The following is a 19,622-nucleotide window of genomic DNA, read 5'->3' as shown; positions in this document are numbered from 1 at the left end:
ATCCTAGGGACGGCCGGGCGGCCCCTAGAGGGCTGCCGCGACCTCGGTGCCCTGCTTGATGGCCCGCTTGGCGTCCAGTTCGGCGGCAACGTCGGCGCCGCCGATGAGGTGGACGCTCACACCGGAGGCGGCGAGCTCCTCGTACAGGTCGCGGCGCGGCTCCTGACCGGTGCACAGGACGATGGTGTCGACCTCCAGCAGCGTGCTCTCCTCGCCGATGGTGACGTGGAGTCCGGCGTCGTCGATGCGGTCGTAGCGCACGCCCGGGACCATGGTGACGCCGCGGTGCTTGAGCTCGGTGCGGTGGATCCAGCCGGTGGTCTTGCCGAGTCCGGCGCCGACCTTGGTGGTCTTGCGCTGGAGCAGGTGCACGGTGCGCGGCGGGGCGGGGCGCTCGGGCTTCGCCAGTCCGCCGGGTCCGGTGTGGTCCATGTCGACGCCCCAGAGGCGGAAGTACGTCGCCGGGTCCTCGTGCGCCTTGTCGCCGCCGTCGGTGAGGTACTCGGCGACGTCGAAGCCGATGCCGCCCGCGCCGAGCACGGCGACCCGCTCGCCGACGGGCACCTTGTCGCGCAGGACGTCGAGGTAGCCGACCACGCTGGGGTGGTCGACGCCGGGGATGTCGGGGGTGCGCGGGGTGACGCCGGTGGCGACGACGACCTCGTCGTAGCCGGAGAGGTCCTCGGCGGCGACCCAGGTGTTCAGGCGGACGTCGATGCCGTGCCAGTCGAGCTGGTGGCGGAAGTAGCGCAGGGTCTCGTCGAACTCCTGCTTGCCGGGGACCTGGCGGGCGACGTTGAGCTGGCCGCCGATCTCACTCGCGGCGTCGTACAGCGTCACCTCGTGGCCGCGCTCGGCCGCCGAGACCGCGCAGGCGAGTCCCGCCGGGCCCGCGCCCACGACCGCGACGCGCTTCTTCAGGCGGGTCGGGGAGAGCACCAGCTCGGTCTCGTGGCAGGCGCGCGGGTTGACCAGGCAGGAGGTGATCTGGCCGCTGAAGGTGTGGTCGAGGCAGGCCTGGTTGCAGCCGATGCAGGTGTTGATGGCCTCGGGCTTGCCCGCGGCGGCCTTGGTGACGAAGTCGGGGTCGGCGAGCATCGGGCGGGCCATCGAGACCATGTCGGCGTACCCGTCGGCGAGCAACTCCTCGGCGACTTCGGGGGTGTTGATGCGGTTGGTGGTGACGAGCGGGATCGACACCTCGCCCATCAGCTTCTTCGTCACCCAGGTGTAGGCGCCGCGCGGCACCGAGGTGGCGATGGTGGGGATACGGGCCTCGTGCCAGCCGATGCCGGTGTTGATGATGGTCGCGCCCGCCGCCTCGACGGCCTTGGCGAGGGTGACGACCTCGTCGTGGGTGGAGCCGCCGGGGACCAGGTCCAGCATGGACAGCCGGTAGATGATGATGAAGTCCGTGCCGACCGCCTCGCGCACCCGCCGCACGATCTCGACGGGGAAGCGCATGCGGTTCTCGTAGGAGCCGCCCCAGCGGTCGGTGCGCTGATTGGTCTGCCGCGCGATGAACTCGTTGATGAGGTAGCCCTCGGAGCCCATGATCTCCACGCCGTCGTAGCCGGCCTCCTGGGCGAGGCGGGCGGCGCGGGCGTAGTCGTCGATGGTCTGCTCGACCTCGGCGTCGGTGAGCTCGCGGGGCGGGAACCAGCTGATCGGCGCCTGGATCGGGCTCGGCGCGACCAGGCCCTCGTGGTAGGCGTACCGGCCGAAGTGCAGGATCTGCATCGCGATCCGGCCGCCCTCGCGGTGCACGGCCTCGGTGATGGTCCGGTGCTGCTCGGCCTCCGCCTCGGTGGTGAGCTTGGCGCCGCCGTCGTACGGGCGTCCCGCCTCGTTGGGCGCGATGCCACCGGTGACGATCAGGCCGACACCGCCACGCGCGCGTGCCGCGTAGAACGCCGCCATCCGCTCGAAGCCGCGCTCGGCCTCCTCCAGGCCCACATGCATGGAGCCCATCAGGACGCGGTTGGGCAGCGTGGTGAAGCCCAGGTCCAGCGGGCTCAGCAGGTGCGGGTAACGGCTCATGGCAGGCCTCCGTGCGCGGTGTCGTCCCTCCTGTTGTAGAGGACCGCACACGGTTTATGCAACTAGTTGCAGAACCAGGCCAGGGGTGATGTGCCGCAGGTCACCTGCTCTCCAGCAGAACGTGCAGTTCCCGTTCCTGGTCCCCGGAGGCCGAGGAGAGGTCCCGCACCGTGAACAGGGAGTCGAGGGTGGAGCGCAGCCGCTCGATGGCCCAGTAGCCGCCCTGCGCGTCGGCCTCGACGGAGGACGAGAGCCGGGGCGGGGCCGCGCACTCGTGGGCGTCGGTGACCTCGAAGGTGCCGAGCCACACCATGGGCCGGGTCTCGTGCAGCTGCTGGGGCACGTCCTCGGCGGACCGGTCGGACTCGAAGCACTGGCAGAGCACGTCGAACACGATCCGGGCGTCCTCCTTGTTGCACCCGCTGATCTCCAGGGAGACGGGTTCCTCGTGCATGCGCACACGATCCATCGTGATCGCTCCTCTCATGGCGACGGCGCGGTCGCACGAGTTCCCCCGTGCACCGCGCCACACCTTCAGAAAAGCACCACCGCCGGGCCGCGACCAGTGGCGGGCTCAGCTCTTGGTGAAGCGGTACGTCTTGCTGTCGGTCAGCACACAGAACCCGGGCGAGATCACGATCACCCGCAGGGTGCCGGTACGCCGGTCGTAGTCGATGCCCTCCGCCTCGAAGGTCCCCGAGCAGCCGCTGCGCAGCGGGAGCTGCCGGAGCGCGGTGACATGGCCGGTGACGTCCGTCGTGCCGGGCTCCGCGGAGAGGTCGATCTGGAGCAGCGGCTTGGTGATGCCGAAGAGGGTGCCGGCCGGGTCGTCGGAGGAGCACAGGAGCTGGGTCGCGGTGACGAAGTCGCAGCCCTGGACGTCGCGTACGGCGTGGTCGAGGTTGACGGTGGATGCCTGCGGGAGGTTCGCGGAGGGCGAGGTGCTCGTGTTGACGCCGGGGGTCGGGAAGACCAGCAGCCGGGTCATGGTGCCGTACTCGCCCGAGAGCATCCACTGGCCGGCGGGGGCGATGGCGACCCAGGAGTTGTTGAGCGCCTCCCCGCCGCTCAGCGTGTGGACGTACTCCGACCACGCGCCGCCCGGCGCCTGCACCCGGAACATCTTCGCGGTGCCGGAGTCGGCCTGGTACGGCTCGATGTAGTAGCCGCCGTAGGAGGCGTCGGGGTCGCCGACGTGGTTCCAGCCGCGGCTGCTCACGGAGACGGGGATGGTGCCGATGCCGGTGTATCTGTTGGCGCTGCCCGCCGGGACCTCGACGGAGGTCAGACCCTGGCTCTCGGTGAGCGGATCGGCGCGGTCGGAGCCCACCTCGGTCCAGGTGTCGGCGGCCGAGGCGGGCGGGGCGGCGGCGAGTACGGCGGTGGTGGCGAGGGTGACGAGGCCGGTCAGAAGGGCGTGACAACGTTGCCGGGCGCGCAGGGGCATGGCGGGCTACTCCTCGGTGGGGGCGAGCGTGCTCGGCGGACAGTCTGGCGGCCCCACTGGACATGTACAAGACAACGCGGAGTTCCCGGGAAAACGGCCCTGCTACCGTCACCCGACGTTCTCCGCTGTGTCGAGAGATGGTGGAAGAGCGCGACGGACGCGTCCCCGGAGACGGTTGAGCGCGGTAGAACAGGGGAGTCGGCACGGGGGACGACGTGCCGTGTCGGACGGTCGAAGGCGGTGCGTGCGATGAGTGCAGCCGGGTCTCCCGTCGCCGAGGGCGGCGGGCCGGTGCGCGGGGCGGTGCGGCCGAGCGGGCTGCTCGACGTGCTGGGAGTCGCCTCGGTGGTCCTGGACGCCGAGGGACGCATCGTGCTGTGGAGCCCCCAGGCCGAGGAGCTCTTCGGCTACACGGCGCGTGAGGCGCTGGGGCAGTTCGCCGCCCGGATCATGGTCCACGAGCAGTATCTGGACCTGGTCGTGAAGCTGTTCGCCGATGTCATGCAGACCGGCGAGGGCTGGGCCGGGGCGTTCCCGATCCGCCGCAAGGACGGCGGCACGCGGCTCGTGGAGTTCCGCAACATGCGGCTCCTGGACGACCACGGGGACGTGTACGCACTGGGGCTCGCGGCGGACCAGACCACGCTGCGGAGCGTGGAGCGGGACGTGGCGCTGTCCACGCGGATGATCTCCCAGTCCCCCATCGGGCTCGCCGTCCTCGACACCGATCTGCGGTACGTCTCCGTCAACCCGGCACTCGAACGGCTCAACGGCGTCCCCGCCGAGGAGCACATCGGCCGGACGACGGGCGAGGTGCTGCCGGACATCGACGTGAACGCCATGGAGGGCGCGGCACGCCGGGTGCTGGAGACCGGCCGTCCGCTGGTCGACCAGCAGACCTTCGGCCGCACCCCGGCCGACCCCGACGAGGAGCACGCCTGGTCGGTCTCGCTGTACCGGCTGGAGGACGCGGTCGGCACCGTGCTCGGCGTCGCCGCCTCCGTCGTGGACATCACCGAGCAGCACCGGGCGGCCGTCGAGGCGGAGGCGGCCCGGCGGCGGCTCGCCGTCATCGCGGACGCCTCGGCCCGGATCGGCACCACCCTGGAGCTGGACCGCACGGCCCGGGAACTGGCCGACGTCGCGGTGCCGGAGCTCGCCGACGTCGCCGCCGTGGACCTGCTGGACGCGGTGGTGGCGGGCCGGCGCAGCAGCCTCGGACCGGCCGAACCCGCGGTGATCCGCGCCCTCGCCGTCCAGGCCGCCGACGACTCGGAGGCGCTCGGCGCGGCGGACCCGCCCGGGCAGGTCGCCCGGTACGGCGCCGACCGGCTGGTCACCGAGTGCGTGCGCACGGGGCAGCCGGTCATGGTCGCCGAGGTCGCGGAGACGGACCTGCCGCGGATCGCCCGCTCCCCCGAGGCGGCGGTGCTGCTGGCCCGCGCGGGCGTCCACTCGTATCTCGCCGTGCCGCTCATCGCGCGCGGCGAGGTGCTCGGCGCCCTCGATCTCAAGCGCACCCGCAATCCGCTGCCGTTCAGCGAGGACGACCTGCTGCTGGCCCGGGAGCTGGCGGCGCGCGCGGCGGTGCAGATCGACAACGCCCGCTGGTACCAGAACGCCCGCGACACCGCCCTGACCCTCCAGCGCAGTCTGCTGCCCAGCCATCCGGCGGTGACGGGCGGCCTGGAGGTCGCCTCCCGCTACCAGCCGGCCGGGGCGACCGCCGAGGTCGGCGGCGACTGGTTCGACGTGATCCCCCTGGACGGCTGCAACACCGCGCTGGTGGTGGGCGATGTGATGGGCAGCGGCATCAACGCGGCCGCGACCATGGGCCGGCTGCGCACCGCGACCAACACCCTGGCCTCCCTGGACCTGGAACCGGCCCGGCTCCTGGAGCACCTCGACCGGATCACCCAGGACCTCGACTCCTCCATCGCCACCTGTGTCTACGCCGTCCACGACCCGCATCTGCGCCAGGTCCGGATCGCCAACGCGGGGCATCTGCCGCCCGCCCGGCTCCGCGCGGGCCGCAAGCCGGAGCTCCTCGACCTGCCCACCGGGGCGCCGTTGGGCGTGGGCGGGGTCGCCTTCTCCACCACGACCGTCGACCTCGAACCCGGTGACCGCCTGGTGTTCTACACGGACGGCCTCGTCGAGACCCGCCAGCACCCCCTCGACGAACGCCTCGACGCGCTCCTGGAACTCCTCGACGGCCCCGACCGCCCTCTGGAGGAGGTGTGCGACCTCCTCCTGCGCACACTGCATCAGCCGGACAACTCCGATGACGTAGCCCTGCTCATCGCCCGTGCGCAGACGCCGAGTTGACCTTCACGGACTCACAGGAACTCGTTACCCGCTTCTTATCGGCCGCCCACCACAATCACAGCAAGGCAGGGCATCGGAATGCCGGGCGGGAGCGAGCCATGACGCACGATCCGGAGCACGAAGCGACACCGCCGCCCGAGGTACTCGTCGGGCCGGGCGAGGACACTCCGCTACGGGACCGCTGGCGCCGCCGGTCCGTCCGCGCCCGCGCGGTGACCGCGGCCGCCCTGGTCGGCGCGCTCGCCCTCGGAGGCGCCGCGGTCGCCTACGCCGCGACCTCCTCGGGCTCGGACGGCGGGGCGACACCCTCCGCCTCCGGTTCCGCGTCGCCGTCGCCGGACGGCCACGGCCCGGGCAAGGGACACGGCCACGGCTGGGCGTTCGGGCTCGGCGGCGAGGGCGTGCACGGCGAGGCGACCGTCAAGGACCGGGACACCGGCGAGTGGGTCGTACGGGTCTGGCAGCGCGGCACCGTCGAGAAGATCGACGGCGACCAGGTGACCGTCAAGAGCGAGGACGGAGCCGAATGGACGTGGACCGTGAAGGCGGACACCCCGGTCGTGCGGGACGACGGCAAGGGTTCCGGGGCCGGCGACCTCAAGCAGGACGAGACGGTCTCCCTGTCCGGCACCCGCTCCGGCGACGACACCAGGACCGCCGACCGCGCCTTCGCCGGCACCTGGGAGAAGCCGGACCCGGGCAAGTGGCGCGAGAAGCTGCCGGACCTCGGCGAGGGGTTCGGCGGGATGCCGGGCCCCGACCACCGCGCGCGGCCCGAGCCGAGCCCGTCGGGGAGCGGCGCTAAGACCTGACGCCGAGCACGACGTTGGCGTACCACTCCTCCGAGACGGCCACCCGCGCCGCGAGTCCCTCGCGGGCGAAGGCATCGACGGCCGCCGGTGCCTGCCGTTCGCTCGTCTCGACGAGCAGACAGCCGCCGGGCGCGAGCCACGCGGGCGCCTCGGCGGCGACCCTGCGCAGCACGTCAAGGCCGTCACTCCCGCCGTCCAGGGCGACGAGCGGTTCGTGCTCGCGCGCCTCCGCGGGCAGGAGGCCGACCTCGTCGGAGGGGACGTACGGCACGTTCGCCGCGAGGATGTCGATCCGACCGCGGAGTTCACCGGGCAGGGCCTCGAAGAGATCCCCGGCGTGCACGTGACCGTCGAAGGCGGCGACGTTGCGGCGGGCGCAGCGCACGGCGGCCGGGTCGATGTCGGCGGCATGCAGTACAGCGCCGGTCAGGGCGTCCGCGAGGGCGGCTCCGACGGCGCCCGACCCGCAGCACAGGTCCACCACGACCGCGGCGCCCGGGACTTGGGCCAGCGCCTGCTCGACCAGGAACTCCGTACGTCGGCGGGGCACGAACACACCGGGCTCCACCACGATCCGCAGTCCGCGGAACTCGGCCCAGCCGACGACGAGTTCGAGGGGGACGCCGGTGGCACGGCGCTCCACCATCCCCGCGAGCTCGTCCGGGGTGCGGGCCACGGCGAGGATCAACCGCGCCTCGTCCTCGGCGAAGACACAGCCGGCGGCACGCAGGGTTGCGACGACGGAGTCGTGCGAGGACGGGGTGATCGAGGAAGGAGGCATGGAAGCAGCAACCCTACCCGAGTGATCATCCTTCACATAAGAGTTGTACAATGCAACCAGAACCGTGGAGGAGAGATCCCGTGGACGCAGCCGAGGCCGTCGAGAGCATCCAGCGTGAGATGACGATCTTCGCCCGCCGGGCCCGGGCGTCGGCGGGACGTCTGCATCCGGAGCTGTCGCTGGTGTCGTACACGCTGCTCGGGCATCTGGAGGAACGCGACGGTTGCCGCGCCACCGACCTCGCCGCGCACTACGCCCTGGACAAGTCCACCGTCAGCCGACAGGTGTCGGCGCTGGAGCGCGCCCGGCTCGTGGAGCGGCGGCTCGATCCGGAGGACCATCGCGTCCAGGTGCTGCATCTGACGGAGGCCGGACGGACGATCCTCGCGCAGGTCACCGAGAGCCGCCGGGCCGCGTTTCAGGAGCGGCTGGCCCGGTGGCCCGAGGAGGATCTCGCGCGGTTCGCGGAGTACCTCGTGCGGTACAACGCCTGGCCTGCACCGCACGAGGACGCCGACGCGGATCAAAACGAGGGCTGAGGCGGGTTACGGCACCGGCACTGCCTGGCCGTCGGTGAGTCTCGCGGGCGGGCGGGCCGCGGCGAACGTGGTCCTGCGGCGCAGGCGGAAGCCGAGGGACTCGTACAGCCGGATCGCGTTGGTGTTGCCCGCGCCGGTGTGCAGGAACGGTGTCTCGCCGCGCTCCCTGATGCCGTGCGCGACGGCGCGGATCAGGCGGGTCGCCAGGCCCTCGCCGCGGACGGCGGGGTCGGTGCAGACCGCGCTGATCTCGGTCCAGCCGGGCGGGTGGAGCCGCTCCCCCGCCATGGCGACGAGCGCGCCCTCCCGGCGTATGCCCAGGTAGGTGCCCATCTCTATGGTGCGTGGCAGGAAGGGGCCCGGCCTGGTCCGTTCGATCAGGTCGAGGATCTCCGGGACGTCGGCGGGGCCGAGGAGGACCGCTTCCGGCTCGGGGGCGGTCACCAGGCCGTCGTCGACGAGCTGGACGCCGTCGATGCGCATCGTGACCTCCCAGCCGTCCGGGACCTCGCCCCGGTACCCCGGCAGCGGCACCTCGGCTCCGGGTCCCGCGAGGGCCGCGAGGTCCGCCCAGTCGTCGGCGTCCGGGTCGTCGGGCAGGGCCAGCCACGGGGAGACGTCGACCGGATAGCGCAGGACGCGGCCCCGGCGTTCGGCGAAGTGGGCGTGCGGGCCGGTGAGGGAGGCGAGGGCGGGGTTGTCGAGGATGTGCGGCGCACCCGCGCCGGCACCCTCACCCGCGCCTATGCCCTCATCCGCGCCCACACCCGTTGTCGTGCTGTCGCTCATGCCGCGACCTCGATCACGACCTTGCCGCGCGCGTGACCGTCCTCGACGGTGCGCAGGGCCTCGCCGGCCTCGGCGAGCGGGAACCTCTGGATGACATGCGGGTCCAGGTCTCCGGCGACCACCAGCCGCGCGACGGCCTCCAGGACGGCCGACGTGCGGGCGCGGGTCACGCGGGCGCCGCCCAGCTCCGCCACGACCTCGGCCGGGGCCCCGGCGGTGATCAGCTTGGCGCGGTCGGTCAGCAGGGTCGCCGCCTCGGTCAGCACCTCGCCGCCGACGAGGTCGTAGACGCCGTCGATGCCGTCCGGCGCGGCCGCCTGCGCCCGCTCGGTCCAGCCGGGACCGGACGGGACGTGGACCGCGCCCAGCGACTCGACGAAGTCCTTCTTGCCCGCGCTCGCGACGCCCACCACACGGAGTCCGTCCGCCCGGGCGATCTGGAGGGCCGCCGCGCCGACGCCGCCGCCCGCGCCGGTGACCAGCAGGGTCGCCCCGCTGGGCAGGTCGAGCTGGCGCACCCCGTCGTAGGCGGTCGCGGCGGCCACGGGCAGGGTCGCGGCGTCGGCGAAGGACAGGCCTGCGGGCTTGTGCGCGGCGAGGGCGGCGGGCAGCAGGGTGTACTCGGCGTAGCCACCGGTCAGGGTGTTGCCGAAGACCTCGTCGCCGACGGCGAACCCCTCGACGTTGTCGCCGACCGCCGCCACGACACCGGAGACCTCGCTGCCGAGGACGGCCGGGAGCGCGTGCTCACGCGTGTCGTTGGGCGGCCGGTAGCCGGTGCGCAGCTTCCAGTCGACGGGGTTCACGCCCGCGACCCGCACCGCGACCAGGATCTGACGGGGACCGGGGACGGGCCGCTCGACCTCGACGAGGGCCTGTGTCTCCGGGCCGCCGTACCGCGTGAACACGTACGCCTTGGGCATTGCTCCCACTCTCCTTCGCTCGCGCCGGGCACCACTCGGCAAGGAAGATCGGCGGACGGCTATTCCCGGGGCGGCGGAGAGTTCATACGGCCGCAATGATCGCCGTCCTGACCAGGGACGGAGCACCCAGGACGACACAGTACGGTTGAAGCATGAACGTCACCCGAGGCTTCACCGGACGCGACCGCGTCCACAACCCGGGGCTGCCACCCGGCCAGTACGACGCGGGCGACGACTGGCCCGTGCTGTCCGCGGAGGTCACGCCGGACCTGTCGCCGGCCGAGTGGACCTTCCGCGTCGACGGGCTGGTCGAGGAGCCCCGCACCTGGGACTGGGAGGAGGCGCACGCGCTGCCCGGTTCGGTGTACGAGGGCGACATCCACTGTGTGACGAGCTGGTCGAAGTTCGGGGTGCGGTTCGGGGGCGTGTCCCTGGACGCCTTCCTCGATGTGGTCCGGCCCCATGGGTCCGCGACCCATGTGGTCGCCTATTCGCACACCGGGTACAGCACCAACCTGCCGCTGGCCGATGTGACCGGCGGCAAGGCGTGGATCGCATGGGAGTTCGACGGCAAGCCGCTGGCCCCGGAACACGGGGGTCCGGCGCGACTGCTCGTGCCTCATCTGTACTTCTGGAAGAGCGCCAAGTGGGTCGCGGGCCTGCGGCTCCTCGACCACGACGAGCCGGGTTTCTGGGAGCAGAACGGCTATCACGCGCGGGGCAACCCGTGGGAGGAGCAGCGGTACTCCGGTGACTGAGCGAGCCATGGAAACCCCCTCCTTCACTCCCCCGACCCGGTTCGCCGTGCCCGGCCGGATCGCCGTGAGCAACCGGGCAGCCGCGCTGTGGCAGACCGCCACGCTCACCGAGATCCGCCGTGAGACCCCGTACGCCGCCACGTTCCGGTTCGCGGTGCCGGCCTGGGCGGGGCATCTGCCCGGTCAGCATCTGATGCTGCGGCTGACCGCCGAGGACGGCTATGCGGCCCAGCGCCACTACTCGATCGCGTCCGCGCCCGACGACTCCGGGCACATCGAGCTGACCCTGGACCATGTCGAGGGCGGCGAGGTGTCGGGCTGGTTCCACACGGTGGCGAAACCCGGTGACCAGGTCGAGGTGCGGGGCCCGCTGAGCGGCTTCTTCGCCTGGCCCGGGGACCGGCCCGCGCTGCTGATCGGGGCCGGCTCCGGGGTCGTACCGCTGATGTCGATGGTGCGGCACCACCGGGCGCGGGACCTGTCCGTGCCGCTGCGGCTGCTGGTGTCCGCGCGCAGCCCGGAAGAGCTCATCTACGCGGGCGAGTTCGGCGCCGAGACCACGCCGGTGTTCACGCGGAGCGCGCCGGAGGGTGTGGCGGTGGGACGTATGTCGGCCGCACATGTGGCGCCGCTCCTGGCCGAGCAGCCTGCCGGTGGGTGGGAGGCCTATGTGTGCGGCTCCAACGCCTTCGCCGAGCACGCTTCGCGGCTGCTCGTCGAGGCGGGGCAGCCCGTGGACCGGATCCGGATCGAGCGCTTCGGCTGAGAAGCGGGGACCTCTGCCCGCGCGCGCCCCGTGTCCCCGCCCCGCGTATCTGCCGCCGTACCTGCCCCAGCGGCACGTGTACCGCACCCATGTGGGTACTCGCCCAGTCCTGAGAGGGCGAGGAGGTCTGGATGCGAACCCGGGTGCGCGGCTGGCGCTGGCGCTGGCGGGAGAACCCGCTGCGGCGCCGGTCCGACGTCGTCGAGGCGTGGACGGCGCTGGTCGTGGCCGTTCTGCTGCTGGTGGGGGCGCCGCTCGCCGGGGTGTTCGCCGCCAGCTGGGCCCATTCCGAGGCCCAGGCGACCGCCGCGGCCCAGCGCGCCGACCGGCACCGGGTGCGCGCGGAGGTCGTCGGCGCGACTCCGGACCGGACACCGACAGTGCGGAGCGGACGGGCGCACGCCTACACCACGGCGGTCCGCTGGACCCAGCCCGGTGAGGGCGCCCGGACCGCCGAGGCGCGCGTCCCCGCCGGTACCCGCCACGGCGATGTCGTCGAGGTGTGGTTCGACTCCCGGGGCCGGAACGTCGCCCCGCCGCCGAATTCCCTGTCCGTCTGGCAGTACACCGTCACCATGGGCGTCTGCGGCACGGGCGGCGCGGCCGGCGTGATCCTCCTCGGGCGCTGCGTCGCACGTCAGGTCTCGACGCGTCACCGGCTCGCGGAGTGGGAGGAGGAGTGGACGCGCACGGAGCCGGTGTGGACGCGACGAAGGTGGGCGTGAGACCCGTCCCCGCACCTCCGGTGACGGCCGTCCCGGCGCCTCCGCAAGGGCCTGGCCAGTCGTCCGGCCTCACACGTACGGTGTGATCATCCGAGCTGTTCCTCTCCGAAGGCGGTCCTGCATGGCCCTGTTCGACCTCCCCCTCGACGAGCTCCACGAGTACCGCAGCGAGTCCGCCGAGCCCGAGGACTTCGACGCGTTCTGGTCCAAGACCCTCCAGGAGGCCCGCGCGCACGACCTGGACGCCCGCTTCGAACCGGTCGACACGGGTCTGACCACGGTCGAGGTGTACGACGTGACGTTCGCGGGGTTCGGCGGTCACCCGGTGAAGGGCTGGCTGACGCTGCCCGCCGGGGCCGCCGAACCGGCGCCGCTGGTCGTGGAGTTCCTCGGATACGGCGGCGGGCGCGGACTGCCGCACGAGCATCTGCTGTGGGCGTCCACGGGCCGGGCGCACTTCGTGATGGACACCCGCGGCCAGGGCAGCGCCTGGGGCGGGGGCGGCGGCACGGCGGATCCGGTGGGCGGGGCGCCCGCCTACCCCGGGTTCATGACCCGTGGCCTCGACGCGCCCGACAACTACTACTACCGCCGGGTGTTCACGGACGCGGTGCGCGCCGTCGAGGCGGCCCGCTCGCACCCCGCGGTCGATGCCTCCCGCACGGTCGCGCTCGGCACCAGCCAGGGCGGCGGCATCACGATCGCCGTCGGCGGACTGGTCCCGGACCTGGTCGCGATCGCGCCGGACGTGCCGTTCCTGTGCGACTTCCCCCGCGCGGCGGTTCTGACGGACCGTCACCCGTACCGCGAGATCGGCCTGTTCCTCAAGACGCACCGCGGCCGCACCGAGGACGCCCTGCGCACCCTGTCGTACTTCGACGGCGTCCACTTCGCCGCCCGAGGCCGGGCCCCGGCCCTCTTCTCGGCGGCCCTGGAGGACCAGACCTGCCCGCCGTCGACGGTGTTCGCGGCGTTCAACGCCTGGGCGCACGACGACAAGAGGATCGAGGTCTACGACTTCAACGACCATGAGGGCGGCGGCCCCTACCAGGAGGCGGCGAAGGTGCGCTGGCTGCGCTCGTACGCCTGAGGTACCGGCACTTCCCTCCAGTCCGACCAGTCGGTACGTTCATGGGGCCCGGGCCGCAGCGTCGCGGCCCGGGGTTCCGGCGTACGACGGAGGCGGACCATGTCCGAGCACGAACCCCGTGTGGATGGCCACTGCGACGAGCGGTTCGCGGCGGTGCGCAGCGCGTTCGAGGAGAACTTCCGGGACCGCGATGAGCTGGGGGCGGCGGTCGCCGTCACGGTCGGCGGGCGGACCGTCGTGGATCTGTGGGGCGGCTGGGCGGACGCCGGGCGCACGCGCGCGTGGGAGCGGGACACCCTGGTCAACGTGTGGTCGACCTCGAAGGGGCCCGTCGCCCTGTGCGCGCACATCCTCGCCGACCGGGGGCTGCTGGACTTCGACGCGCCGGTGGCCGCGTACTGGCCCGAGTTCGCCGCGGCGGGCAAGGAGAAGGTGCTCGTACGGCATCTGCTCTCGCACCGAGCCGGGCTGTCCGGGCTGCGGGAGCCGCACTCGCTGGAGCAGCTCTACGACTGGGAGTTGACGACCCGTCGGCTCGCCGCGACGGAGCCCTGGTGGGAGCCGGGGTCGCGGTCGGGGTATCACGCGCTGACGTACGGGTTCCTGGTCGGCGAGGTGGTGCGACGGGTGTCCGGGCTGCTGCCGGGCGCCTTCCTGGAGCGCGAGGTGACCGGGCCGCTCGGCATCGACTTCACCATCGGGCTGCCGGAGAAGGAGTGGGGGCGGGCGGCCGAGCTGGTCCATCCGTCGGCTGCGGCGAGCAGTGAACAGGCCGCGGTCTTCAGCCAGTTGGCGCCTCTCGCGCTGGCCGCGCTGGCCAATCCGCTCGCGGGAGCCGGCGAGGCCAACACCCCGGAGTGGCGGGCGGCGGAGATCCCCGCCGCCAACGGTCACGGCACCGCGCGGGCGGTGGCCCAGCTGTACGCCGTGTTCGCGGGGCGGGGTTCCCACGACGGGCGGAGCGTCCTGTCGCCGGAGGCGGCCGAGCGGGTGCGCGAGGGGCAGGGCAGCTGCCGTGACCTGGTGCTGGGCGCCGGGTTCGAGAGCGAGACCGAGATCGCGCTCGGCCTGTGGCTGAGCGGCCCGAACGGCTCGTACGGGCCCAATCGGCGGGCCTTCGGGCACGACGGGTTCGGCGGGTCCTGCGGCCTTGCCGACCCCGAGGCGGGGGTGTCGCTCGGGTACGTCATGAACCGCATGGGGCCCCATATCGCCGACGACCCGCGGAAGATGGCGCTGGTCGACGCGCTCTACAGCGCGCTGTGAGAGCGGGCCCGTCCCTCACGTCGGCGGCCGGCGGAAGCGCAGTTGTACGGCGGAGCCCGCGGGGGTGAGGTCCTCGGTGACCAGGTCCGTCAACTGCCGTACAACCCACATGCCGTGGCCGCTCGGGGCGCGGGGCCCGGGCGGCAGATGGCCGGGGAAGGGCGGGCGGGGCGCCGAGGCCTGCGCCCCTTCGTCCTGGACCTCGCAGATCACGTACTCGGCGGTGCTGCGCAGCCGTACGACGCCCCGGCCGCCGCCGTAGCGCAGGGCGTTGGCGACGGTCTCGTGCACCGCCGTCACCAGGTCGTGGGTCCGCTGGTCGGGCAGACCGGCGCGACGGGCGTACGCGGTGAGGCCCTGGCGCACGGCCGCCGAGCCGCCGCGGGCGAAGGGGATGTCGTCCGGCCCCGCGGTCAGCCGGTCGGGGCGCCGCTCGTCGCACTCGGCGCAGAAGTCCGCCGGGTCGGCGAAGTCGGCTTCCCCGTCGGCGAGTTCGGGGTGGGTGCGGGCCGCGGCACGGACGACGTCGGCGGGCAGTGCGCGGGTGTCGTACGGGCAGAGGATCCAGTGGGCCGAGTCGGCGAAGGCGACGTTGAGGAGGGACTCGTAGCGCATCCACTCCCGGGTCTCGAAGGCGCTGCGGTCCTGCCAGACGGGTTCGCCGATGACGCGCACCCGCCGCTCGGTGCCGTGGCGCTCGCAGTAGTCGTGGTAGCGGCCCAGGGTGCGGGACGGGTAGTCGTACCAGTCGCGGGCGTCCACGAACTCGACGTCCCGGGACCGGTGCGCGAGCGCCTCGTCCAGCAGGGCGATGTTGTGCTCGCTCACCACCGCGAGGACGGCGTCCCCGGCGTCCAGGCCGTCGGTGACGTAGCCGGCCGTGCCGGCGAGGAACTCGGCGTCCGAGCCGTAGCGGAGGGCCTGGTGCACGAAGCCGGTGCGGGTCATGCCACCTCTCCGTTCGATTCGAAGTGCAGGCCGGGCACGCGGTCCCAGCCGGTCACCCGCATCACCCGCTGGATGTGCGGGGCGACCCCCGACAGGACGAGGGTGCTGCCCGCGGCGGACAGGGCGAGCGCGGAGAAGACCAGCAGGCGCAGCGCGCCGACGTCGATGAAGTGCAGCTCACTCAGGTCGAGCCGGGTGCGGACACCGTTGGCGGGGCGGGCCCGTTCGGCGTGCAGGGCGCGGGCAACGGCGGTGACGTTGGTGTCGTCGATCTCTCCGGCGAAGGCGAGACCGGGCGGTGCGAAGGTGCGGGTGATGGAGAGCAGGTCGTCGCGCCATATGTGGTCGGCGCCCACCCGGCCGTGGTGGAGTCCGGCGAGCGGGGCGAGTTCGGACTCGTCGAAGACCCGGCTGTCGTACTGGCAGATGCCGAGCACGGGCAGGGCGGCGAAGACCGGGTCGAGCAGGAGCTCGCTGTCGTGCAGCGTCTTGAGCCCCTTGCCGGCCTGGGCGCGGAGGATCTCCGCGCACACCCGCAGGCCGAGGTAGCCGTCGCCGACCGCGCGGCGCGTCTCGCGGCGGATCATCTCGTCCAGGTCCCACAGTCCCTCGGGGGCGGCGAGGTGGGGGTCGACGCACAGCCGGCCGGTCGCGATCTCCACGTCGACGCGGCAGCCGTACGCCTCCAGGAAGGACAGGGCGACGCCCGCCGGGATGTCGGCGGGCGGCAGCAGCAGCCCGCGGTGGCCGCTGGCCAGGCCGTCGAGGAGGAACGCGGCGAGGACGGTCTCGCGCTCCTCGTCCGTGTCGTAGCCGAGGAGGAGATGGTCACCGTGGCGCATCTGTCCCACGGTCGTCACAGTTGGTACGACGGCCATCGCACGCCTCCCTCAGCAGGGTGGGACCGCATCCACGCTACGCCGGAACCGGGCCTCCCGTGAGGGGTTAGGGTGACCTACCGTCGGGTTCCGGTGAGGGGGGACGATGGCGGCCTCTGTGCAGGGCGGAAGGATCGGCAACCTTCCCGCCGAGGCGAACGAGTTCATCGGCCGAAGGCTCGAACTCGCGGAGATCGCGGGGCTGTTGGGCAGTGTGCGACTGGTGACGCTGACGGGGCCCGGCGGTGTCGGGAAGTCCAGGCTGGCGCTCCGCGCCGCTCATGCCGCCAAGTCGGCCTACCGCGGCGGGACCTGGCTGGTGGAGCTGTCGGACCTCAGGAATCCCGACCTGCTGACCAACACGGTGGCGCAGGCGACGCGGCTGGCCGAGCAGACGCTGAGACCACTCCTGGAGGCGCTGTGCGAGCATCTCGCCGGGGCGCCGCTGCTGCTCGTACTGGACACCTGCGAGCATGTGCTGGACGAGTGCGCGCACGTCGTGCAGGAACTCCTCGCCCACATCCCCGAGTTGCGGGTGCTGGCGACCAGCCGGCAGGCGCTGGGGGTGCCGGGCGAGCATCTGCTGACGGTGGCGCCGCTGCCGCTGGGCGAACGGGACGACGCGGTGGAGCTGTTCGCCGCCCGGGCCTCCGCCGCGGTGCCGTCGTTCACGCTCACCGACGCGAACCGGGCGCATGTGGCCGCGGTGTGCGCCCGCCTCGACGGGATACCGCTGGCCCTGGAGCTGGCCGCGGTGCGGCTGCGGGGCCTGGCGCTCGACCGGCTCCTGGAGGGGCTGGACTCCCGGTTCGACCTGCTCGTCTCGTCCGCCCGGCCGCGCCTGGCCCGGCATCAGACGCTGCGTACGGCCATCGGCTGGAGCCATGAGCTGTGCACCCCGCTGGAGCGCCTGCTGTGGGCGCGGCTCTCGGTGTTCGCGGGCGGCTGGGACGTCGAGGCCGCCGAATTCGTGTGCCACGGCGGGCCGTTGAGCGCCGAGGACGTGCTCGCGCTGCTCGCCTCGCTCACCGAGAAGTCGATCGTGACGCGCGACGGGGAAGGCGTGGCGGGCCGTTACCGCATGCTCGACACGGTCCGCTCGTTCGGCGCCGAGTGGCTCGCGAGGCTCGGCGAGGAGGCGGCGGTCCGGCGCCGCCACCGGGACTACTTCCGGTGGATCGCCCGGCAGGGCGAGGCGGAGTGGCTCGGCCCTGGCCAGCGGATGTGGGCCGAGCGGCTGACCGCGGAGCACGCGAACCTGCGCCTGGCGATCGAGGAGTGCCTGGCGGCGCCCGAGCCGGAGACCGCGCTCGAACTCACCGGCAGCCTCTGGTACTTCTGGTTCGCCTGCGGGGTCGCGGAGGAGGGGCGGGGGTATCTGGAGCGGGCGCTGCGACGGGTTCACGAGAGGGGTGGATCGGGGGGTGGCGGACCCGGAGGGCATGTTCGCGGCGGCGGCGATGCCGAGGGCGGCAGTCCCGAGCACTCCCTCGCCGTCTGGGCGCACCGGCTCGTGACCGTCGTACCGGATGATCTGGAGGCCGCGGAGTCGGTGAGCGCCGCCTATGTGTGGCTGGCCGAGGAGCGGCATCTCCCTGTCCCCGCGCTGCCGTTGACGGGGGCGAGTCTGGCCGTGAGGGGTGAGTCGGCGCGGTCGGCGCTGCTGTACGGGGGCGGGCGGCAGGCTCCGGCCGGGGACGGCGGTGCCGAGTTCTTCCAGTTGATGACGCTCGCGCTCCAGGCGTATCTCCTGGCGGGGCAGGCCGCGTTCGAGCGGTGCGCCTCGGTCGCGGAGCGGCTGCGGCAGGACTGTGCCAAGCGGGGCGAGTTGTGGATGCGGGCCTGGGGCGACTTCTTCGTGTCGCTGGCCGGGATCGGGCTCGGCCACGCGGACGAGGCGCTGTGGTCGGCCCGTGCGGCGCTGACCGCGAAGTGGCGGGTGCACGACCGGCTGGGCGCCGCCGCGGTCGCCGATCTTCTGGTCGCCGCGCACGCCGCACGGGGTGACGACGAACTGGCGGCACGTCTGCTGGGCATCAGCCGCCGCCTGTGGCGCACGGCCGGGCTGCCGCAGCTCGGCAGACCCGACACCACCGTCTTCCACCGGGAGTACGAACGCCGGTTGCGCGCCTCCCTGGGCGACACCCGGTTCGCTGAAACGGTGCGTGAGGGCGAGGAGTTGGGGGCGGAGGCGGCGATCGGTCTGGCCCTCGGAGGGTTCGGCATGGAGGACGACGTCTGAGGACGGCGTTTGACCTTCGCGAGGTGACAGCGCGGGCGGGAACCCTCAGTGCGGCAGCCGCGCCACCACCATGCGGACGCGCGGACTGCCGTCGCCCCGCCGTCCGAACTCGGGCAGCGCCACGAGCTCCACCCCGAACCCGGCCCGCTCCAGCTCCCGCCGCACATCGCCCAGCCGGAAGGCGCGGTAGTACATGACGAACGGCGGGCGCCACACCGCGTTGCGCACCCGCATGACCACGTCGAAGCCCAGCAGCATCCAGTAGCCGAGGGATCCGGGGCGGGGCGGCGCGATGACGGGGAAGGCGAAACGGCCGCCGGGCCGCAGGACGGAACGTACCTGGCCGAACAGTCCGGGCAGCTCTCCCGGCAGGAAGTGCCCGAACGCCCCGAAGCTCACCACCAGGTCGAAGACCGGGCCGAACGGCAGGGCCCTGGCGTCCGCGCGGACCCAGTCGACGCGCGGCCCGTCGGGCCTGACCCGCTCCCGGGCGACATCGAGCATCCCGGCGCTGAAATCGACCCCGGTGACACTCTCCCGGCACAGCCGCGCGAGCACCCCGACCCCCGCGCCGGTCCCGCAGCACAGGTCGAGGCCGGTGTCGAAAGGTCCCGTAACGTCCAGTGCCCGTGCGACGGCGTCGAGGACGGAGTCAGGGGTCCGGAAGGGCGTGTGGTCGAACTTGGGGGCGAGGAGGTCGTAGCCGCGCTCCACGGAGGACAGGGCCTGGACGGCGAGTTCGCGGAGGCTCGGGCCTTCTGGGCTGAACATCGCGTCAGCTTAGGTGAGCGCCCCGCTTCAGGTGAGCACCCCCATGGACACACCGCGGGCTGGGGCATACCGTGGTCCACACCTACTCAACTAATTGACTATGAGGTGAGCCCGGATGCGCGCTTTCCGCGAGGCCGTCGAGGCGTGGGACTTCGACGCCGTCGAGGCACTGCTGGCCGACGACGTCGTCTTCACCAGCCCGGTCGTCTTCAAGCCCTACCCGGGCAAGGCGATCACGGCGGCGATCCTTCGGGGTGTCTCCCGGGTCTTCGAGGACTTCCGGTACGAGCGTGAGCTGGCCGGCGCGGACGGCCGCGACCATGCCCTGGTGTTCGCGGCCCGGGTGGGCGACCGCGCGCTGACGGGCTGCGACTTCATCCACGTCAACGAGGAGGGCCTGATCGACCAACTCACGGTCATGGTCCGGCCGTTGTCGGGCGCCCAGGCCCTCGCGGAGGCCATGGGCGCCCAGTTCGAGCGGATCGCGAAGGAGGCGGAGGCCGGATCGGCCTCCTGAGA

General features: G+C 72.8%; 19 protein-coding genes. 10 read left to right on the top strand and 9 right to left on the bottom strand.

The annotated features are described in order from the left end of the window. Nucleotides 1-24: 24 nt before the first annotated feature. From ABZ928_RS21830 to ABZ928_RS21820, 3 genes are all read right to left on the bottom strand, one after another. On the bottom strand, nt 25-2,040 hold the full coding sequence (locus tag ABZ928_RS21830) for an NADPH-dependent 2,4-dienoyl-CoA reductase (protein ID WP_361521302.1): 2,016 nt from the start codon (nt 2,038-2,040) through the stop codon (nt 25-27). A 100-nt stretch (nt 2,041-2,140) separates the two neighbouring features. Continuing rightward, complete coding sequence (locus ABZ928_RS21825; RefSeq protein WP_361521300.1) at nt 2,141-2,509, bottom strand: hypothetical protein; 369 nt, start codon at nt 2,507-2,509, stop codon at nt 2,141-2,143. Between the two features lie 105 nt (nt 2,510-2,614). Then, nucleotides 2,615-3,487, bottom strand: a complete 873-nt coding sequence (locus tag ABZ928_RS21820; protein ID WP_361521298.1) for a hypothetical protein — start codon at nt 3,485-3,487, stop codon at nt 2,615-2,617. A gap of 249 nt (nt 3,488-3,736) precedes the next feature. Between ABZ928_RS21820 and ABZ928_RS21815 the strand changes: the two genes are divergently transcribed. After that, nucleotides 3,737-5,815 carry a SpoIIE family protein phosphatase gene (locus ABZ928_RS21815; RefSeq protein ID WP_361521291.1) on the top strand — a complete coding sequence of 693 codons (2,079 nt, stop codon included), beginning with the start codon at nt 3,737-3,739 and terminating at the stop codon, nt 5,813-5,815. Between the two features lie 98 nt (nt 5,816-5,913). Continuing rightward, a complete protein-coding gene (locus ABZ928_RS21810) occupies nt 5,914-6,627 on the top strand; it encodes a hypothetical protein (protein ID WP_361521288.1) in 714 nt (237 codons plus the stop codon). On the opposite strand, the gene ABZ928_RS21805 is transcribed toward ABZ928_RS21810, so the two are convergent. Continuing rightward, complete coding sequence (locus ABZ928_RS21805) at nt 6,617-7,408, bottom strand: putative protein N(5)-glutamine methyltransferase (RefSeq protein WP_361521285.1); 792 nt, start codon at nt 7,406-7,408, stop codon at nt 6,617-6,619. The genes ABZ928_RS21810 and ABZ928_RS21805 overlap by 11 nt on opposite strands. 80 nt (nt 7,409-7,488) lie before the next feature. On the opposite strand from ABZ928_RS21805, the gene ABZ928_RS21800 reads away from it, so the two are divergent. After that, nucleotides 7,489-7,947 (top strand): MarR family winged helix-turn-helix transcriptional regulator, encoded by a 459-nt coding sequence (locus tag ABZ928_RS21800; protein ID WP_361521283.1) that lies wholly within the window; start codon nt 7,489-7,491, stop codon nt 7,945-7,947. A gap of 6 nt (nt 7,948-7,953) precedes the next feature. On the opposite strand, the gene ABZ928_RS21795 is transcribed toward ABZ928_RS21800, so the two are convergent. Further along, nucleotides 7,954-8,736, bottom strand: coding sequence for a GNAT family N-acetyltransferase (locus ABZ928_RS21795; protein ID WP_361521280.1), 783 nt, complete (start codon nt 8,734-8,736; stop codon nt 7,954-7,956). After that, the gene (locus ABZ928_RS21790) at nt 8,733-9,659 is read right to left on the bottom strand and encodes an NADP-dependent oxidoreductase (RefSeq protein ID WP_361521277.1); all 927 of its coding nucleotides are present in this window, start codon (nt 9,657-9,659) and stop codon (nt 8,733-8,735) included. Before ABZ928_RS21790 ends, ABZ928_RS21795 begins: the two co-directional genes overlap by 4 nt. A gap of 152 nt (nt 9,660-9,811) precedes the next feature. Between ABZ928_RS21790 and ABZ928_RS21785 the strand changes: the two genes are divergently transcribed. The 5 genes from ABZ928_RS21785 (at nt 9,812) to ABZ928_RS21765 (ending at nt 14,264) form a co-directional block, all read left to right on the top strand. Next, the gene (locus ABZ928_RS21785; RefSeq protein WP_361521274.1) at nt 9,812-10,417 is read left to right on the top strand and encodes a sulfite oxidase-like oxidoreductase; all 606 of its coding nucleotides are present in this window, start codon (nt 9,812-9,814) and stop codon (nt 10,415-10,417) included. 7 nt (nt 10,418-10,424) lie between these two features. Then, complete coding sequence (locus ABZ928_RS21780; RefSeq protein WP_361522240.1) at nt 10,425-11,183, top strand: ferredoxin reductase; 759 nt, start codon at nt 10,425-10,427, stop codon at nt 11,181-11,183. A 131-nt stretch (nt 11,184-11,314) separates the two neighbouring features. Further along, complete coding sequence (locus ABZ928_RS21775; protein ID WP_361521272.1) at nt 11,315-11,908, top strand: hypothetical protein; 594 nt, start codon at nt 11,315-11,317, stop codon at nt 11,906-11,908. A gap of 121 nt (nt 11,909-12,029) precedes the next feature. Beyond that, nucleotides 12,030-12,998, top strand: coding sequence for an acetylxylan esterase (locus ABZ928_RS21770; RefSeq protein ID WP_361521269.1), 969 nt, complete (start codon nt 12,030-12,032; stop codon nt 12,996-12,998). A 99-nt stretch (nt 12,999-13,097) separates the two neighbouring features. Continuing rightward, nucleotides 13,098-14,264 (top strand): serine hydrolase domain-containing protein, encoded by a 1,167-nt coding sequence (locus tag ABZ928_RS21765; RefSeq protein ID WP_361521266.1) that lies wholly within the window; start codon nt 13,098-13,100, stop codon nt 14,262-14,264. Between the two features lie 15 nt (nt 14,265-14,279). Here ABZ928_RS21765 and ABZ928_RS21760 read toward each other — a convergent pair whose 3' ends face one another. Both ABZ928_RS21760 and ABZ928_RS21755 read right to left on the bottom strand, forming a co-directional pair. Continuing rightward, nucleotides 14,280-15,212, bottom strand: a complete 933-nt coding sequence (locus ABZ928_RS21760; RefSeq protein ID WP_361521264.1) for a sensor histidine kinase — start codon at nt 15,210-15,212, stop codon at nt 14,280-14,282. After that, nucleotides 15,209-16,090 carry an MEDS domain-containing protein gene (locus ABZ928_RS21755; protein WP_361521261.1) on the bottom strand — a complete coding sequence of 294 codons (882 nt, stop codon included), beginning with the start codon at nt 16,088-16,090 and terminating at the stop codon, nt 15,209-15,211. The genes ABZ928_RS21760 and ABZ928_RS21755 overlap by 4 nt, the downstream gene beginning before the upstream one ends. A 106-nt stretch (nt 16,091-16,196) precedes the next feature. Between ABZ928_RS21755 and ABZ928_RS21750 the strand changes: the two genes are divergently transcribed. Continuing rightward, the gene (locus tag ABZ928_RS21750; RefSeq protein ID WP_361521258.1) at nt 16,197-18,332 is read left to right on the top strand and encodes an AAA family ATPase; all 2,136 of its coding nucleotides are present in this window, start codon (nt 16,197-16,199) and stop codon (nt 18,330-18,332) included. A gap of 45 nt (nt 18,333-18,377) precedes the next feature. Here the strand turns inward: ABZ928_RS21750 and ABZ928_RS21745 are convergent, their stop codons facing one another. Continuing rightward, nucleotides 18,378-19,103, bottom strand: a complete 726-nt coding sequence (locus ABZ928_RS21745; protein ID WP_361521255.1) for a class I SAM-dependent methyltransferase — start codon at nt 19,101-19,103, stop codon at nt 18,378-18,380. Nucleotides 19,104-19,218: 115 nt separating this feature from the next. Between ABZ928_RS21745 and ABZ928_RS21740 the strand changes: the two genes are divergently transcribed. Next, entirely contained in the window at nt 19,219-19,620 is a 402-nt protein-coding gene (locus ABZ928_RS21740) for a nuclear transport factor 2 family protein (RefSeq protein ID WP_361521252.1), read from the top strand. Nucleotides 19,621-19,622: the final 2 nt, after the last annotated feature.

The organism is Streptomyces sp. NPDC046909 (assembly GCF_040644695.1).
GTDB lineage: Bacteria > Actinomycetota > Actinomycetes > Streptomycetales > Streptomycetaceae > Streptomyces.
Note: the sequence above shows the minus strand (reverse complement) of the source record. Positions and strands in the feature narration are given on the sequence as shown.

Bases quoted from the DNA above. Each gene is read 5' to 3' on its own strand.
- ABZ928_RS21830 (WP_361521302.1), bottom strand. From the start codon at position 2,040: ATGAGCCGTTACCCGCACCTGCTGAGCCCGCTGGACCTGGGCTTCACC.
- ABZ928_RS21825 (WP_361521300.1), bottom strand. From the start codon at position 2,509: ATGGATCGTGTGCGCATGCACGAGGAACCCGTCTCCCTGGAGATCAGC.
- ABZ928_RS21820 (WP_361521298.1), bottom strand. From the start codon at position 3,487: ATGCCCCTGCGCGCCCGGCAACGTTGTCACGCCCTTCTGACCGGCCTC.
- ABZ928_RS21815 (WP_361521291.1), top strand. From the start codon at position 3,737: ATGAGTGCAGCCGGGTCTCCCGTCGCCGAGGGCGGCGGGCCGGTGCGC.
- ABZ928_RS21810 (WP_361521288.1), top strand. From the start codon at position 5,914: ATGACGCACGATCCGGAGCACGAAGCGACACCGCCGCCCGAGGTACTC.
- ABZ928_RS21805 (WP_361521285.1), bottom strand. From the start codon at position 7,408: ATGCCTCCTTCCTCGATCACCCCGTCCTCGCACGACTCCGTCGTCGCA.
- ABZ928_RS21795 (WP_361521280.1), bottom strand. From the start codon at position 8,736: ATGAGCGACAGCACGACAACGGGTGTGGGCGCGGATGAGGGCATAGGC.
- ABZ928_RS21790 (WP_361521277.1), bottom strand. From the start codon at position 9,659: ATGCCCAAGGCGTACGTGTTCACGCGGTACGGCGGCCCGGAGACACAG.
- ABZ928_RS21785 (WP_361521274.1), top strand. From the start codon at position 9,812: ATGAACGTCACCCGAGGCTTCACCGGACGCGACCGCGTCCACAACCCG.
- ABZ928_RS21780 (WP_361522240.1), top strand. From the start codon at position 10,425: ATGGAAACCCCCTCCTTCACTCCCCCGACCCGGTTCGCCGTGCCCGGC.
- ABZ928_RS21775 (WP_361521272.1), top strand. From the start codon at position 11,315: ATGCGAACCCGGGTGCGCGGCTGGCGCTGGCGCTGGCGGGAGAACCCG.
- ABZ928_RS21770 (WP_361521269.1), top strand. From the start codon at position 12,030: ATGGCCCTGTTCGACCTCCCCCTCGACGAGCTCCACGAGTACCGCAGC.
- ABZ928_RS21765 (WP_361521266.1), top strand. From the start codon at position 13,098: ATGTCCGAGCACGAACCCCGTGTGGATGGCCACTGCGACGAGCGGTTC.
- ABZ928_RS21760 (WP_361521264.1), bottom strand. From the start codon at position 15,212: ATGACCCGCACCGGCTTCGTGCACCAGGCCCTCCGCTACGGCTCGGAC.
- ABZ928_RS21755 (WP_361521261.1), bottom strand. From the start codon at position 16,090: ATGGCCGTCGTACCAACTGTGACGACCGTGGGACAGATGCGCCACGGT.
- ABZ928_RS21750 (WP_361521258.1), top strand. From the start codon at position 16,197: ATGGCGGCCTCTGTGCAGGGCGGAAGGATCGGCAACCTTCCCGCCGAG.
- ABZ928_RS21745 (WP_361521255.1), bottom strand. From the start codon at position 19,103: ATGTTCAGCCCAGAAGGCCCGAGCCTCCGCGAACTCGCCGTCCAGGCC.
- ABZ928_RS21740 (WP_361521252.1), top strand. From the start codon at position 19,219: ATGCGCGCTTTCCGCGAGGCCGTCGAGGCGTGGGACTTCGACGCCGTC.